The organism is Sinosporangium siamense, from assembly GCF_016863435.1.
Classification (GTDB): domain Bacteria; phylum Actinomycetota; class Actinomycetes; order Streptosporangiales; family Streptosporangiaceae; genus Sinosporangium; species Sinosporangium siamense.
This window is the reverse complement of the sequence record NZ_BOOW01000008.1, coordinates 136,900-152,809: the sequence shown is the minus strand read 5'-3', so window position 1 is coordinate 152,809 and position 15,910 is coordinate 136,900. Positions and strand designations below refer to the sequence as shown.

The following is a 15,910-nucleotide window of genomic DNA, read 5'->3' as shown; positions in this document are numbered from 1 at the left end:
GTGATCCGGGTGGCGCTCGCCGACGATCAGGCCGTCGTGCGCATGGGGCTCAAGGCGCTGATCGAGCGGGAAGCCGATCTCGCGTTCGTGGGTGAGGCGGCGGACGGTGGAGCGGCGTTGCGCATGCTGCGCGAGGTCAAGCCCGATGTTCTGCTGCTCGACATACAGATGACCGGCATGGACGGCATCGACGTGTTGCGTGCCATGGCGGCCGAGCCGGAGCTCGGGTCCACCCGTGTCATCGTGGTCACCACGTTCGGCACGGACCGCTACGTGTTCGCGGCCCTGCAGGCGGGGGCCAGCGGGTTCGTGCTCAAGGACAGTGCTCCGGAGGAGCTGGCGCACGCGATCCGGGTCGTCGCCTCGGGTGAGGCGCTGCTCTCGCCCGCGGTCACCAGGAAGGTGATCGGGTTGTTCGGCAGGCCGGGGGCGGCGGTGACGCCGGTGGAGGGGCTTGACAGTCTCACGCCGCGCGAGCGGGAGATGGTGGCCTGGGTGGCGACCGGGCGGTCGAACGACGAGATCGCCGCTGAGCTCGTCATCAGCCCGGACACGGTGCGCACGCATGTCAGCCGGGCCATGGTGAAGCTCCGGGCCCGGGACCGGGCCCAGCTCGTCGTCTTCGCTGTGCGGTCGGGGCTCACCGCCCCCTGAAGCGGCCCTTGGCGCGGCTCGTGGCCGCCGCCCCCTTGAGAAAGCCCTTGTACTCGCGCTGCTCCACTTGCGCGTCGATCTGTTTCACGGTGTCCAGGCCGACGCCAACCATGATGAGCAGGGTCACGCCGCCGAAGGGGAAGTTCTGCTGGCTCGACGGGTCGCGCAGGAGGATGAACACGAGAATGGGGATCAGGGAGACCAGTCCGAGGTAGACCGCGCCGGGCGCGGTCAGCCGGGAGAGGGTGAACCGGAGATACTCGGCGGTGGCCCGCCCCGGGCGGATGCCGGGCACATATCCGCCGGAGCTTTTCATGTTGTCGGCCACCTCGACCGGGTCGAAGGTGATGGAGACGTAGAAGAAGGTGAACCCCACGATGAGCAGGAAATAGCCGATGACGTAAACGGGGTGGTCGCCCGAGGTGAGATAGCGTGCTATCCATTCGGCGACGGGTCCTGTGCCGCCCATTAGCTGCGCCGCCAATTGCGGGATGAAAAGCATCGACGAGGCGAAGATGACCGGCACGATGCTCGCCTGGTTGACTTTGAGGGGAAGATAGGTCGTGCTTCCGCCGTACGTCCTGCCGCCGACCATGCGCTTGGCATATTGCACGGGGACGCGGCGCTGCGCCTGCTCGACGAAGACCACCGCCGCCATCAGGAAGATCCCCGCCACCAGCATCGTCACCAGGGCGAACGGGCTGATCCTGAAGATGTTGGAAATGTAGGACGGGAAGACGGCGATCACCTGGGTGAAGATCAGGATCGACATGCCGTTGCCGATGCCACGCTCCGTGATGAGCTCGCCCAGCCACATGACCACGCAGGTGCCGGCGACCATGGTGACCACGAGCACGACGGCGGCGGGCACCGACGAGTCGTAGAGCACAGGGGTGCGGCAGTTGGGGAAGATCTGCCCGGTGCGCGCCATCGCCACCACCGTGGTGGCATAGAGCAGGGCGAGCACGACGGTCACATATCTCGTGTACTGCGTGATGACGGCCTGCCCCTCGCGTCCTTCCTTTCTGAGTGCCTCCAGGCGGGGCACGACGACGGTCAGCAATTGCATCATGATGCTCGCCGTGATGTACGGCATGACCCCGAGTGCGAACACCGAGAGTTTCAGCATCGCTCCGCCGCTGAACAACTGCAGCATATCGACCGCCGCGCCGTCCGAGCCGCTGAGGCATCGGCGCACGGCGCTCACGTCCACCCCTGGCGAGGGCAGGATCTGCCCGAATCTGAACAGCACGACGATCGCCAGGGTGAAAAGCAGCTTCTTCCGGATGCCGGGCATGCGGAGGGCGCGCAGGAGGAGGCGGGGCATGAGCCGAGTCTGGCCCGGCGGCCCGCCAGGGACATCCGCCCACTCGCGGCTTCGCCGTACGCAAATCCGCGTAGGTCTTGTCATGGTTTTCCGCGGCGGGGCCACGAGTGGGACCCCTATTTCCGCTATTCAAATGATCCGCCTGTCTGGCAGGCTGGGAGCCGGAGACTGTATTAGGAATTTGTCTGCCATTTCCTTGGTGTCCGATTTAGTGGGGGCGCTTAGTGAATTCGGCACGACTCTGCGTGACCTAAAGGGGTAAACTTTGCGCGAGACCGAATCCGCCGCGTCAAGCCGGCGGGAATTTCTTCGTTGGTTGTCCGTCGCCGGAGCGGGTGTGGGCGCGGTGGCGGTCGGCGGGCTGCCGGGGCCTGCCTCCGCCGCCGTCTCACCGGAGGCGCAGAGCACGCCCTCCGGGGGCGTCAACTCCGACATCACCGTGTTGAGAGGCGGCACGGTCATCGACGCGACGGGAGCGCGGCCGATCCGCGACGCGGTCGTGGTGACGATCGGCGACAGCATCGTGTGGGTGGGGCGCGAGCACCGGTCCATGCCCGTGCCTGCGGGGGCACGTGTCGTCGACGTCCGCGGCAAGTATGTGATCCCCGGGCTGTGGGACATGCATGTGCACGGGATCTACATTGAGGAGTTCTGGCCGCCGCTGTTCATCGCCAACGGCGTCACCGGGATTCGCGAGACCTGGGGCCTGCCGGATGTCTACGCCACGCGTGACCGCATCGAGCAGGGGCTGCTCACCGGGCCGAGGGTCAACACCGCGGGCCCCCTGGTCGACGGCCCCGGGTCATGCTGGACCGGCTATCCGCTGGCCCTCGCGCGGACCCCCGCCGAGGGACGCGAGGCCGTGCGGCGCACCCGCGCGGAGGGCGCCGACTGGGTCAAGGTCTACAGCTTCCTGCGGCGCGACGTCTTCGACGCCATCGCCGACGAGGCACGCCTGCTGGGCCTGCCGTTCGCCGGTCATGTCCCGACCATGGTCTCGGTCCCGCATGCCGCGAGGTCGGGGCAGCGCACCTTCGAGCATCTGTACGGCATGGCCATCGCGACCTCCGACCGCGAGGAGGAGTTCCTGAAGCGGCTGCGGGACACCCCGATCGACCCGACCAATCCCTTCCCCTACGCGCAGCTCATGGGCGAGCTCGACCGGGAGGCGGTCAGGTCGCACAACCGCGGCAAGGCCGCCGCGCTCTACGCCTCGCTGGCCCGCCGGGGCACCTGGCAGTCGCCGACGTTGACCGTTTTGCGGGTGTCGTCGGTGCCGACCGACACGCTCGTGAACGACCCCCGTCTCAAATACATGCCGACCTCCTTGAGGGAGTCGTGGAAAGTCATGCTGGAGGCCCGGGGGCCGCGGACACCCGAGCGGCTCGCCGCCGAGCGGGAGTTCTTCGCCTTCCAGATGCGCAGCCTCGGCGAGATGCGCCGGGCGGGCGTCGGCGTGGTCGGTGGCACCGACGTGCTGAACCCCTACTGCATGCCGGGTTTCAGCCTGCACGACGAGCTTCGGCTTCTCGTCGAATCCGGGCTGAGCACCCTGCAGGCGCTCCAGTCGGTCACCCGGGACGCCGCACGCTGCCTCGGCACCGAGCGCACCATGGGCACGGTCACCCGGGGCAAGGTGGCCGATCTGGTCGTGCTCGACGCCGACCCGCTGGCCGACATCCGCAACACGCAGCGCATCCACGCCGTCGTCACGCGCGGCACACTGCGCACCCGGCAGGACCTCGACCGCATCCTCGCCGACGTGGAGGCCGCCGCGGCCCGCCCCGGCGCCGCCGCCGTCTCCTCGGCCGCGGCGCGCATCTCGGACAGGATGGCGCAGGGCGGGGGGTGCGGCTGCCACTGACGGCCGGAAGGCTCCACCCCTGTGGTTCACCGCTCTATCGGCTGGTGAACCACAGGGCTGCCTTGTCCATCTCCTCGCGCGGCCCGGCCGCGAAAGTCCGTACGGCACGGCCCCGCAGGTCGAGCATGATCGTGTGTGTCGTGCGCGGCCCCGGCCAGGGTGGCGGTCGCCTGGCCGGCCGAGGACGGTGCGCCCTGCAGCACTTCTACCGCGACGCGCGGGCCCGCCGGGGGGATTCGGCGAGGCAGACCACTCCCGGACCGCCGCGGCCCAGCAGTCCGAGCACCTGATAGGGGCCTATGTGGGTGGGGAGCATCAGCGGACCGTCGTCCGGTCGAAACACACGAGCGCCTTGTTGAGGTCGATGCGGCCGAGCACGCGGACGGTCTTTCCGACGAAGTCGAGCACCCGGACCTCGTTCTGTCCCTTCTTCTTCATGAGCGGTCCGCCATGGTGCCGCCGAGATCGACGTGGACTTCGTGCTTCACGGCGACACCGGCCCCGCGTCGACGTGGGTCTCACGGGCGCGGGAGGGTGACGAGATCTGGATCGTCGGGCCCAATGCGGCATATCCTGGGATACAGGACGGTCTGGAGTGGCGCGCGCCCGCCGAGGCGACCTGTGTACTGCTCGCGGGCGACGAGACGGCGGTCCCCGCGATCAGGGCCATCGTCGAGGCGCTGCCGCCCGGCGTGCGCGCCCGGGTGCTGCTCGAAGTGCCCGCCGCCGACGACTCCCTCCCCATCGCCGCCGGGCCGGACGTCGAGATCACCTGGCTGACCCGCGGTCACGCCCCGCACGGCGAACTGCTCGTGCCCGCCGTGCGCGAGGTGGCCGCCAGGGTCGCGGCCGACGCCGACGCCGCCCGGGGCGGGGGCTCCGCGTTGGAGGACGTCGACGTCGACACCACCATCCTCTGGGAGATTCCCACCGACACGGCGGGTGGCACGTTCTACGCCTGGCTGGCCGGGGAGGCCGGTGTGGTGAAGACGCTGCGCCGCCACCTCGTGCAGGAGGTGGGGGTGGACCGCCGCGCCGTGGCGTTCATGGGCTACTGGCGCCTCGGGCGTTCCGAGGGAGACTGAGGCGCCGCCTGGGCGCGCCGGGTTCGCGATGCTCTGTACGATGCCCAGGTAACCAAACCCACCGAGATGACCAGGTGAACTTCTCCATGGACGAATCCGGCCAGATCGTCGACGGGACCGTGCATCCGATCCGCTACGTCGGCGACCCCGTGCTGCATCGGCCCTGTGCGACGGTGACCGATTTCAACAGCGAGCTGGCCACTTTGGTGCGTGACATGTTCGCGAGCATGTACGCCGCTCAGGGCGTCGGCCTGGCCGCCAACCAGATCGGTGTGAGCCTGCGGGTGTTCGTCTACGACTGCCCCGACGAAACCGAGGAGCACCAGCGCGGGGTGGTGGTCAACCCCACGCTCGCCCTTCCCGGCATCGGCCGGCGGCAGCTTGAGGACTATGACGAGGGTTGCCTCTCGGTGCCCGGCCAGCGCGCGTCCCTGGCCCGGCCCGACCACGCGGTGGTGCACGGGTTCGACGTGACGGGGCAGCCGATCACGCTGGAGGGCACCGGGCTGCTCTCGCGCTGCTTCCAGCATGAGACCGATCACCTTGAGGGGCGGCTTTATATCGACCGGCTTCCCGGGAAGAGGCGCAAGGCCCTCCTCGCGGCTTACGAGGAGTCCCGCCGCACGGCTTGATGCTTTTGCGCTTTGCGCCTTTGTGCCTTTGTGTACGGCTCACGCCTGAGCGTCGCGTGGTCCGTACACGGCTGGGAAGGCGCCCGCCGAGTTCGGGCGTTCCCGGGTGCTGTGAGGCGGTGTGTCCGGTCGGTCAGGAGCCCGGCATGACGGCGCCGGCCGGGTCCACGGGCGCGGCGGGGTCGATCAGGGAGGCGAGCTGGTTGCGCAGGAACAACTGCTGCACCAAGATCGCGGGCCCGTCCGGCTTGATCTTCACGGTGGCCCTGAGCACCGTCTGACCGCCCGCGGAGACCTCGTCGTGCTCGATGCCGTCGACCGCGTCCCGGAGCACCTTGGCCTGCGGGGTGAATTTCGAGGTGAAGTTGTTCTTGATCTCCGGGACCAGCGGCAGCGCGCACACCACGTTGACCGCCGGGTCACCCGGGGCGGCGGGCTTGCGCAGGCCCAGGCCATAGAGCTTCACCCCTGCCACCTGCGGCGGGGCGGCGATGAGCGCCGCGGCCACGTCGCCCAGGCATGAGGCGACGGCGGTGTGGTCCGCGGAGTCCTTCAGCGACCCGCTGCTCGCCAACCCCGCCTCGACGGGGGCCGCCGCCGCGCCGGCCACGAGCGCCTTGTCGGTGACGACGACCTGATTGAGCTGATTCATCAGGCCGATCTTGACCATGGGGCCGTTCATATCGATCTGGTTGTCCTTGGTGAACGTGAGCCCCTCCTGCCCGCCCATGGTGCGTGGTTTCGCACCGAGAGTGGTGAGCTTGGACTTGATGTCGTCGACGGCGAATGCGCCTTCGAGACGGAGTGCGTTTTCGGGCGGCATGCCGTATGCCACCACTCGGTCAACCTTATAGACATTGATTCCGGTCTGCTGGGTCACCACATCGGCTCTCAACGCGATGTTGCCGAGGCCGACGCCCATGGCCGAGACCCAGCGCCGGTCACCGGTGGCTCCCGCGTCGTTCGCCGCACCGATGGCTCGCCAGTGCGCCATATCCCCATATTCCAGGTATCGCGCTGCCGACCCCTTGGCGGAAAGGGATCCCAATACCTCGACAAGCCCACCGCCTTGCGAGCCGCTGTCCGCGGCCTTCGTTTTGGCGCCGTCGTCGCCCGAACACCCGGTCAACACCAGGCCGGCTGCGGCGAGAGTGACTGCAAATCCACGCATAGCGGTAAACCCTAGCGACACGTCACAACCTCCTACCAGTTCTCTCTCATTGAGCACGACGCTGGGGTTGTGCCGGCGGTTCACGCACCGGGTGAGACATGGGACACACATGAGCGCACCACAACGCTCTGACCAGGCGAATCAATTCCTCAGCCCGGGTATGGAGGGAGTGTCGATCATCAACTCTCGGTCGATGTGTTTCACGGAGAAAGGACAGCCATGCGAGGACATAAAACGTCCACGACGGCATTTACCATAAATTCTGTTAATCTCGCCCTGCTTGCCTTGCTGGGCACTGTGGCGATCCCCACCGGTGCGAGTGCCGCCACCGGGGTGTCCACCATATCGAGCGCCAAGTCAAACCTGTCGGTGCACTCCAGATTGCGCCCCGTTCGCCCGGTCAAGAGCAACCTGCTGCGCACCACCGCCCGTCGCGCCGACCCGGTGGTGATCGCGGGTACTCAGGCGGTCTACGAGATCACCGTGCGGAACAACGGTCCCTCGGACGCGGTCGGCGTCGTCGTGAGCGACACCTTGAACTCCTTTCTCACCTTCGTCTCCTCAGACCCCACGGGGTGTACGGCCAACCAGCAGGTCGTGACCTGTAACGCCGGAACCGTGCCGGTCGGAACGAACAAGACGTTCAGGATCACCGTCAGGATTGCCGCGAACACCCCCAAGGACACCGTCATCGGCAACCTGTCGAGCGTCACCTCGACCACGAACGAGGGCAACCCCGCCGACAACACCTCACCCATCGTCAACGCCACCGTGGACACCCGGGCCGACCTCGTCGCCACGAAGACCGCACCGGCCGAACTACTCCAAGGCACCCACGCGGTCTACACGCTCGGCATCCAGAACAGCGGCCCGTCCGACGCGCAGAACACCCGCATCACCGACGTGCTCGACCCAAACCTGACCTTCGTATCCTCGAACCCGGTCGGATGCACCGCCACCGGTCAGACCGTGACCTGCCCGACCGGCATCCTGCGGCCCACCGATAGCAGAAGCGTGCAGATCACGGTCAACGTCAAACCGACGACCCCGCTCGGCACCGTCATCATGAACACGGCCAGTGTGGCGTCGGACACGACCGACCCCAACAGCGCCAACAACACCACGGTCGACACCACCGGCCTCCCGGTCGGCGCACCGCGAGCCGACCTGAGCATCACCAAGACCGGCCCGACAAGCCCATAACCATCGAACCCCCCTGTGGGCGGGCTGCGACGGTGCCCGCCCACAGCCGGCCTTCTCCCGTCGGGCTGCCTTCGTTTGGGGCTGTACGGCACAGCCTTTTCATGACGTGTGCACAAGTGAGCGGAGGGCGGCACCGCTTACCGGGTTCTGTCTGCATCGGGGCCGGCTCGTGGCCTCGCCCACGCGCGAGGCTCGTGCCGTACGGCACGGCTCTAGCGAGGTGGGCGGGGCGAGCGCATCAGGGTGACCACTAGGGCGCCGAACGCCAGGAGCAAGAGCCCGCCGCAACCGTAGGCGGCGAGGCTGAGGCCGGTGAAGGGAAGCCACTCGCTGATGTACGGCTTCCCGCCGGCGCTGCCGCCGACCTCGAACTCGTGTGTCTCGACTACGGTGCCCTCCCCTTCCCGGTCGTCGGGTTCGTGCCGGTCCGATGATGCGGAATCCGACACATCAGGGCCGACCTCCGGAGAGCTCCAGCTCGGGGATGGCGTCGGGGTGAGTGTGTGAGTCTGTGTTGGTACGGGGGTGGGTGTGGGGGTTGACGTGGGTGGGTCGCCTACGCGGGTGGACACGGTGGCGACGTCGTTGTCCGCGGTCAGGTCCAAGGTCTGCGAACTCATTCCAACCGTGTTGGACAGGAGAACCCCGGAAGGGAGCCCGGACGCGACGCGAACCGGCAGGTCGACGGTCCACGTCGCGTCGGCGGCCAGGTGAAGGCGGCGGCACACGACAAGTCTGGCGTTCGCCGTACATCCCTCCGGGAGTCCTGCGCCGGAGATGAGACCCGCCGCGTCGGGCAGGAGGCCCTCGGGGAGCTCGTCGACGAGTGTGACGCCCGCCGCGGCGGACGGTCCCCGGTTGCTCACCGTGATCCGGTATCTCGCCCGCCGCCCCGGCAGGAGCGGGCCGGCGACCGTCATCTGGAGCGAGAGGTCGGCCATGGTGCGCACGACGGCGTCCACGGGCGGGGTGAGATTGTCGGCCGGGTCGCCTTCCGCCGTCGCCGCGGTCACCTCCGCGATGTTGCTGATCAGCGTGCCTTCCGGCGTGTCGGACGAGGTGCGCACGGTCACGCTGTAGGTCGCGGTCTCGTTGACGCCGAGCCGGGCGACCGGGCAGGTCACCCGCTGCCCGACGGCACGGCAGCCCGGCGGGTCGGACGACACGAACGTGAGCCACCGGTCCAGCGTGTCGCTCGCGGTCACGCCGACCGCTTCGGAGGGGCCGCGATTGATCACGGTGATCTTGTAGACGGCAAGCCGGCCCGCGTATATGGGCTCGGGGGCATGTGAGGCGGCGATGCCGGGGAGCAGCATCAGCGTCACGATCGCGAGCAGGACGCAGACCAGTCTTCTCGCCGGAGTGTGGGACGGTGCGGATGCCCGTCTCCTCATAGCCCACTCCCGATACGCCGGATCCACCTGATCACAACGAGGGGCGTCACCATGTCTACACCGAGAAATCCGTGAAACCGGGGATTGAGGATCTACGGTGTGTCTGTCTTGTTGCACCTCCTTCGCAGGGTGAGTTCCGACATCGTCGCGGTCCGCCATCCATCGTCCGTGGACCGCAGGGCGGTCTGCCGGCTCGCCGCCGGCGGCGCACAGTGCGACCCGCCTACGATAGAACTTCGCCACGATGGCACCCTCTCCCCATCAGCACCCCGGCCGGGGGTCACTCAAGCTCGTCCGGGGAAGGGCACTCGACGGGAGGCCTCGATGCCGAACACGACGCTGGTCACCTACCCCGCCGGGGAGGTCGGCGGCACCTCCGAGGTCGTCGCCGTGATCCCCGTGGGCGACCGCACCGGGGTGATCACCACTCGGACGCCATTCCATCCGCTGGACCACACCTGGCCCGACCAGCCCGCCGACCTCGGCACGCTGACCGCCGGCGGAGTGCGGCACACGGTGCTCGACTGCGTCACGGGAGCCGTCGAGGAGGGCACGAGCACCGTGCTCATCGGCGATGACATCCCCGTGCGGAGGGGGTCGGAGGGGTGGCACTGGCTCGTCGTCCATGTGGTCGACGCGGATGCGAGCGTTTTCGGCCTGCCGTCACACTCGGGCCACGGTGTGGCGCCTGCGGCTTCCTCCGAACCCGCCGCGCATCTTGAAGCGGTGCCGGCCCAACCCGAGGCATTGTCCGTGCACCTTGAGGTGGACGCGGTTCGCCGCCTGGCCCTGTCGGCTGGGCACACGGTGTGTCACCTGATGGCGCTGGCGCTCAACGAGACGCTCGCCGATCTGTGGTCCAAGGAGGTGCGCACGGACTCCCTCGGGCATCCCGACTTCGACCAGATCGCGATCACGTCGTCCCGCATCCTGCCGTATGGCAGCCGTGACGACTACCGCCTGGGCAAATCCCTGCGCAAGAAGGGATTCGCCATGTCGTCCCTCGCCGACGACCTGCCGGGCATCGCCACCCGTACGGAGGACCGGCTGAACCAGTGGATCGCTGAAGGGGCGGAGGTGCGTGTCGAGGCGAGCGAGCCCACACTCACCGCCCGGCGCACCTGGTATTGCGGCTTGACCGCCGGCGAGGCGCGTATTCCATGCGGCGGCACCCACGTGACGAACACCGCCGACCTCAAGACCGCCAAGATCTCGCTCGACCTTTCCCCCGACGGGACCGCGTTGACCGTGGTGACTTCATTGCCGGGTTTCGGGGGGTGACCTGGCTTTCCGCGCACGACACGGAATCGGCCGCCTCAGCGCAGACGCCACCCACACCGGAAACCGCTCTCCGTCGGGCGGATCCCGGGCCCCACCTCCCGCAGTCTGCAGCGCGCTCCACCGTGTCAGAGAAGAGGTGGACGAGGCAGCGAGGCCCCAGGGGTCTCTCGCTTCACGGTGGTGCGAGAGACCCCCGGGTTCGCTCACTTCAGGGTGGTTATGAACTCCGCTGCCAGGTCCAGCAGGTGGCGATCGTCGCGTGCCGTCTGCTGGAAGTCGAGAATGATCTCGTGCACCCCGGCGTCGGCCGCGCTGCGCAGATAGTCCGTGAGCTGGGTGACCGTGCCTGCCGGGGGAAGTGCCTCGGGGCGGGACGGCGTCTCGGTGATCGCGGGGTTGCAGCGCATCACCATGCGGAGTGCGTCAGGATCCCGACCGGCTTCTTCCGCGCTCTGCCGTACGGTGTCCCACATCGCGGTGAGTGCCGGGAGCGGCATCGCGGCGGTCAGCCAGCCGTCGGCGCGGCGGCCGATGCGGCGGAGGACGGCGGGGGCGAAGCCGGCGAGGTAGAGGGGTGGGCGGCGCTCGGGCTTGGGGTGGATGCGGCTGGGCGTGATGCGCCAGTGTTCGTCCTCATATGACACGGGATCTGTGGTCCAGATGGTGTCGAGGACGTCGAGCACCGCTTCGAAGCGTGCCGCCCTGGAACGCCATGGCACGCCCACGGCGGCATATTCGTCCGAAGACCAGCCGAGGCCCAGTCCCACGTTCAGCCGGCCGCCGCTGAGGTGGTCGACGGTGGCGAGGGAACGGGCGAGGATGGCGGGGGGATACCAGCAGGCGTTGAGGGCGCTCGCGCCGAGCCGTACCCGGGTCGTGTGTGCGGCGGCCACCGACAGCACGGCGACGGGATCGAGGAACGTCGCGAAATCTGGGGGGATCGTCCCATCACCTGCGGGATATGGGTCTCTGGGGGACAGGGGGGTCATCAGCCGATCGCCCACCCAGAGACTTGCGAAACCCAGCGCCTCGCTCTCCTGAGCCACCGACCGGATGCTGTCGAGTGATGCGAATCGACCATACTGCGAAATGGCTAGACCGATCTCCACGCCAAATCCCATCGTTCTTGGTTCGTTTTTCTCTTGAGCCGGCATGACTAATAACCGCTTTTCATCCCACCCCAGACGGGCGACGGTAGAAAAGAGGTGAGGAAGGATTCAGATTTTACGGCCGACGCCGCAGAGAAGAAGCGACTCCTCCGGGCGGTCCACTATCTCCGAAATTTCCGGAATTTCCTGATGCCACTCCGACACCCACACCACTCCAGGATCGACCAGTTCGAACCCCTCGAACATGGCGGCCACCTCGGCCCGGCCCCGCAGGACGAGTGGCGACGTCGCACGCTCGTAGACCGCCGTCCCCTTGTCGACGGCCTCCGCCCGCGCGTCGCTCGTGCCGTGCGACAACACCAGATAACTGCCCGGTGGCAACGCCGACCGCAGTGTACGGAGGATCCCGGCGGGGTCGTCTGAGTCCTCGATGAAGTGCATGACGGCCACGAGCAGCAGCCCGATCGGCCGGGTGAAGTCGAGGGAATTGCGCACGTCCGGGTGTTTCAGCAGTTCCTCGGGCCGGCGCAGGTCACCCTGGACGACGCCGGCGTTCCCCACCCCGGTCAGCAACGCCCTGGCGTGCGCGAGGACCACGGGGTCGTTGTCGACGTACACCACCCGCGCACCGGATGCGACCTTGGCCGCCACCTCGTGCACATTCCCCTGTGTCGGCAGACCTGTGCCGATGTCCAGGAACTGCCGGATGCCGACTTGGGCGAGATGCCGTACGGCACGGCCGAGGAAAGCGCGATTCTCGCGGGCCGCCATGCGTAACTCGGGGGCTACTGCCAGGATTTTCTCGGCCGCTTCACGGTCGGCGGGGAAATTATCCTTCCCCCCGAGGTAGTAGTCGTAGAGTCTTGCGACGTTAGGGGTTTTCGGGTCGAACCCCAGCGACTCGCCACTCTGCCCCAAGCCGTACTCCCAGCGAGCTCAGATGATGCGGCGAGCAAGTCGTCCAGGTTTCAACGCATCGCCGTGATCATCATCCTAATAGCCGACATCTCCCTGGAAGGCCGATATAGGCAATGAGGTGCCCCCCACCGCCGAGGCGACCGGCGGTGGGGGGAACGCCCCCGAACTCACGGTCAGTCCTACACGTGCCCACACGTCTGACCGTTCACCTCGGCGTGGAAGGGTGCGGCTCCCTTCCCCCCGTAGCCTCGGTGGAAGACCAGAGTGCGGCACGGCGCTGCACGCGCGCTGTACCGCCGCCTGCACGGCACCGTTCACCCAGTGAAGGCGCAGGTCAGAGGGCCACGACACGCACCTCGAAGAAGATTCCGCTGAGGTGGGGCATGTAGTGGTTGCCTTGCTCGTCGACCATCTTCCAGTAGACCTTGCACATGCCGGGCTGACGAGGAGCCGTCACCGGGACACTCACATGCACCGACTCCCCGGGGTCGGTATCGGGGATCGGCACCCGGCGCGGAGTCTGGCAGAGATCCTCGCCGTCCCATGGCCACTGGCGATAGAGATAGCGATCCCGCCACGGGATGGCGCCGTCGTTGGTGAGCTTCCACGTCTTCACGAACCTCTGCCCCACGCTCACCGTGCTGCCGTCGGGGAAGGTGATGTCGCCATCGAAACGAGACTTGTCCCCGGGGATGGGGCGTACAAGCAATTGCTGGGGCGTGGGCGTGGGCGTGACCTCGACGGACGGCCGCCACCACAACCCCGCCGCCGTGAAACCGACAAGCGCGGCGACAAGCACCGCGAGCAGAGTGCTCCCCCAGCGGGAAACCAGGACCCCGGACATGCGGAACCGGCCGCTCAGGAACCCTTGCCCTTCACCGGAGGTGAGCGTCTCGGATTTGGCGGCCTGGCCCGCAGGCGGGGGCTGGGGATAGTGGGCCTCGGCACCCGCCGCATGAGGCGTGCCCCCAGCACCCGCTGCATGAGGCGTGCCGCCAAGCTCACCGGCCCCGGTGCCCGGCCCGTGAGTCGTGTGACCGGGTGTGGAGAACCCTTCATGTGTGACTCCCGCACCGGAACCGGTTGAGTCCACGAAAGCCGGAACAGGCACTCCTCCGACATCCGAAGAGGGCGTTTGCCCGGCCGCGCCCGCCCCGGGCGGCGTGGTGCCGTGGGCCGTGAATTCGCGGGTGGAGGTTCCCGGCCCAGGGGGAGTGCCCTCGATATCGGCTATTTCCCGGCGCCCGCCAAGCTCTGCCGTGTCGCCTGCCTGCCGCCGCCCGAGACCGGGCTCCGCGTTGAGGATCGCGTGGTAGAGCCGCTGTAACTCAGGCGTCGGATCCGCCCCGAGCTCCTCGCGCAGAGTGTGGCGAATGCGCTCGTAAACGGTGAGGGCCTCGGCCGACCGCCCTGCCATGTGCATGGTCCGCATGAACCGGTAATGGAGCGACTCCCGCATCGGATTACGCTCGCTGAGGGCGGCCAGCGTGGTGATCAGCTCGCTGGGGAGCGACTCCCCAGCGAGCACCAGATCGGCGTATCGCTCCACGGCCGCCAACCGCAACTCATGTGCTCGGGCGATCTCCGCACTGATACAGGGCGTGCTGGGCACGTCGCAGAAGGGCTCCCCCCGCCACAACAAGAGCCCACCCTCAAGGGCCGCCATCGCATCTTTTGGGGTGGCCGCATGACTCGCACGCGCGAGTTCCCGCTGTAAACGGGACAGGTCCAGATCCGCCTTGTCGAGGGTGAGCTCATAACCCCCCGAACGGGTGTGCAACAGCGACTCGGCCGAATCGGGCGACAGTGAACGGAGAAGCGAACGCAGACGGGAGGCCCGGACCTGCACGGCGTTCGCCGGGTCGGCCGGAAGCCGGTCGGGCCAGAGAGCCTCCACCAAATGCTCGGTGGAGACCAACTCGCCGTGGTGGGCCAGAAGCTCACCGAGAAAGGCACGGTCTTTAGCGGCCGAGGGGGCGGTGGACTGCCCCCCGTGCGTGATTGCCAGGGAGCCAAGCACGAGAAAATCCACGCGTGGAGTATTGCATAAAGGGGCGATGCCCCCAGAAAGACCGGCACTCCTCCAGGAGAGGTATCGCACCAGACCGGCCACTTTAAAATAATCAACACTTCAATCCATTTATCGCACATCATATCCCCGGCGCCCCGGACAGGCCGTCGTCCGACCTCCTTCAGAACGGGAAAGCAAGCACGCAATCGCGGAAGCCCGTCACCCCGCTTCACGTCATCGGAATAATGCCATCCCTCATATTCCACCCCGGCAACCGATATCACGATCACCCCTGAACCGCCTCTTCCTCGACGAAGAAGATTTCGCGTGGTCGGCACACCAGAACGCCCGGCAAGCCCCCGCGTGGTGGACCTGGGCCGAAGGCCGCGGCCCCCAATTCGTCACCTTCGACGGCCTCGGCGGCCTCCTCTCCGCAATCCGCCGCGAAATCGCCCCCTGACGCCGGCACACGTCCCCCGAACACACCCCCCGCTTCCATCCGAAGAGGGCGAGACGGCTGTCGACAAGGCGTGGATTTCACCGGGGAACGCCATGATCTCGGGGGTACGCCTACTAAGGTGCCGGTCCATGGGTGCTAAGACCGGACTTCTCCTCCGCTCGACCGCCGACGCCGCCGAGGTGTTCCGTACGCGGCCCGCTCTGGACAAGGACGCGTGCCGTGACCTCCTCCCCCGGCTCTACCCGGAGGCCACACTCACCGAGATGGGCGACGGCGACCTCGGCGAATGCGCCTATCCCTCCGAGGGCCTCGTCTACATCGGCTGCTACCCCGGCGTAGAGATCATCGCCGACCGCCAGGTGGTGGTCGACCTCCCTTCCACCCTCCCCTCAAGGTTCGTCGCCAAGGACGGCCGCAACACCTACCTGCACGCCATGCACAGCGTCACCGACTGGCTGGCCATGGGGGTCTGGCACGACGGCACCCTCATTCGCTCCCTCAGCGTGGCCCCGGACTCCGGCGTCATGGAGGACATCGGCGACCCCCTCCCCTTCGAGACCCCCTTCTGGTCGGGCGAACATCCGGTGGAACAACTGGACCTCGAAGACGACGCCTATCCGCTGCCCTTCCACCCCCTCGAACTAGGCGAAGAAGCCTTGGAGAGCTTCTTCGGCTTCCGCGTGGAGGGCTATCCCACCGACATCGACCCGTTCGACATCCCCCTCATGGGTTTCCGCGTGGACTGACCCACCCGCCGAATCCCGGAGGAGGCGCCACCTCTCGCCTCCCCCGTCCGCGGCA

At 67.6% G+C, this 15,910-nt stretch carries 14 protein-coding genes and 1 pseudogene; 8 read left to right on the top strand and 7 right to left on the bottom strand.

Annotated elements, in window-relative coordinates; translation table 11 throughout:
- The gene (locus Ssi02_RS06965) at positions 1 to 654 is read left to right on the top strand and encodes a response regulator (protein ID WP_204022333.1); all 654 of its coding nucleotides are present in this window, start codon (positions 1 to 3) and stop codon (positions 652 to 654) included.
- Here Ssi02_RS06965 and secY read toward each other — a convergent pair.
- Positions 641 to 1,981, bottom strand: a complete 1,341-nt coding sequence (secY, locus tag Ssi02_RS06960) for a preprotein translocase subunit SecY (protein ID WP_204022331.1) — start codon at positions 1,979 to 1,981, stop codon at positions 641 to 643. The genes Ssi02_RS06965 and secY overlap by 14 nt on opposite strands.
- Positions 1,982 to 2,246: 265 nt before the next feature.
- Between secY and Ssi02_RS06955 the strand changes: the two genes are divergently transcribed.
- Complete coding sequence (locus Ssi02_RS06955) at positions 2,247 to 3,845, top strand: amidohydrolase family protein (RefSeq protein WP_204022328.1); 1,599 nt, start codon at positions 2,247 to 2,249, stop codon at positions 3,843 to 3,845.
- 315 nt (positions 3,846 to 4,160) lie between these two features.
- Here Ssi02_RS06955 and Ssi02_RS39235 read toward each other — a convergent pair whose 3' ends face one another.
- A complete protein-coding gene (locus Ssi02_RS39235; protein WP_275410612.1) occupies positions 4,161 to 4,283 on the bottom strand; it encodes a hypothetical protein in 123 nt (40 codons plus the stop codon).
- 17 nt (positions 4,284 to 4,300) lie between these two features.
- On the opposite strand from Ssi02_RS39235, the pseudogene Ssi02_RS39230 reads away from it, so the two are divergent.
- The 3 genes and pseudogenes from Ssi02_RS39230 to def form a co-directional block, all read left to right on the top strand.
- A pseudogene (locus Ssi02_RS39230) lies at positions 4,301 to 4,402 on the top strand (siderophore-interacting protein); the annotation flags it as partial.
- A complete protein-coding gene (locus Ssi02_RS06950) occupies positions 4,388 to 4,930 on the top strand; it encodes a siderophore-interacting protein (protein WP_275410613.1) in 543 nt (180 codons plus the stop codon). The pseudogene Ssi02_RS39230 and the gene Ssi02_RS06950, both read left to right, overlap by 15 nt.
- Before the next feature lie 74 nt (positions 4,931 to 5,004).
- Positions 5,005 to 5,562: a peptide deformylase gene (def, locus tag Ssi02_RS06945; RefSeq protein ID WP_239128658.1), complete on the top strand. Its 558-nt coding sequence runs from the start codon at positions 5,005 to 5,007 to the stop codon at positions 5,560 to 5,562.
- Between the two features lie 133 nt (positions 5,563 to 5,695).
- Here def and Ssi02_RS06940 read toward each other — a convergent pair whose 3' ends face one another.
- Positions 5,696 to 6,733: a hypothetical protein gene (locus Ssi02_RS06940; protein WP_204022326.1), complete on the bottom strand. Its 1,038-nt coding sequence runs from the start codon at positions 6,731 to 6,733 to the stop codon at positions 5,696 to 5,698.
- A 297-nt stretch (positions 6,734 to 7,030) separates the two neighbouring features.
- Here Ssi02_RS06940 and Ssi02_RS06935 point away from each other — a divergent pair, with 297 nt between their 5' ends.
- Entirely contained in the window at positions 7,031 to 7,936 is a 906-nt protein-coding gene (locus Ssi02_RS06935; protein ID WP_204022323.1) for a DUF11 domain-containing protein, read from the top strand.
- 212 nt (positions 7,937 to 8,148) lie between these two features.
- On the opposite strand, the gene Ssi02_RS06930 is transcribed toward Ssi02_RS06935, so the two are convergent.
- Positions 8,149 to 9,330 carry a DUF11 domain-containing protein gene (locus Ssi02_RS06930; RefSeq protein ID WP_204022320.1) on the bottom strand — a complete coding sequence of 394 codons (1,182 nt, stop codon included), beginning with the start codon at positions 9,328 to 9,330 and terminating at the stop codon, positions 8,149 to 8,151.
- Between the two features lie 324 nt (positions 9,331 to 9,654).
- On the opposite strand from Ssi02_RS06930, the gene Ssi02_RS06925 reads away from it, so the two are divergent.
- Positions 9,655 to 10,611, top strand: coding sequence for an alanyl-tRNA editing protein (locus tag Ssi02_RS06925; RefSeq protein WP_204022318.1), 957 nt, complete (start codon positions 9,655 to 9,657; stop codon positions 10,609 to 10,611).
- A gap of 203 nt (positions 10,612 to 10,814) precedes the next feature.
- Here the strand turns inward: Ssi02_RS06925 and Ssi02_RS06920 are convergent, their stop codons facing one another.
- From Ssi02_RS06920 to Ssi02_RS06910, 3 genes are all read right to left on the bottom strand, one after another.
- Positions 10,815 to 11,732, bottom strand: coding sequence for a TIGR03619 family F420-dependent LLM class oxidoreductase (locus tag Ssi02_RS06920; RefSeq protein ID WP_275410611.1), 918 nt, complete (start codon positions 11,730 to 11,732; stop codon positions 10,815 to 10,817).
- A gap of 96 nt (positions 11,733 to 11,828) precedes the next feature.
- Positions 11,829 to 12,638, bottom strand: a complete 810-nt coding sequence (locus Ssi02_RS06915; protein WP_204022314.1) for an SAM-dependent methyltransferase — start codon at positions 12,636 to 12,638, stop codon at positions 11,829 to 11,831.
- Between the two features lie 334 nt (positions 12,639 to 12,972).
- Positions 12,973 to 14,658 (bottom strand): BTAD domain-containing putative transcriptional regulator, encoded by a 1,686-nt coding sequence (locus Ssi02_RS06910; protein ID WP_204022312.1) that lies wholly within the window; start codon positions 14,656 to 14,658, stop codon positions 12,973 to 12,975.
- Between the two features lie 579 nt (positions 14,659 to 15,237).
- On the opposite strand from Ssi02_RS06910, the gene Ssi02_RS06905 reads away from it, so the two are divergent.
- A complete protein-coding gene (locus tag Ssi02_RS06905; RefSeq protein ID WP_204022310.1) occupies positions 15,238 to 15,855 on the top strand; it encodes a DUF6928 family protein in 618 nt (205 codons plus the stop codon).
- The last annotated feature ends 55 nt before the right edge of the window (positions 15,856 to 15,910 follow it).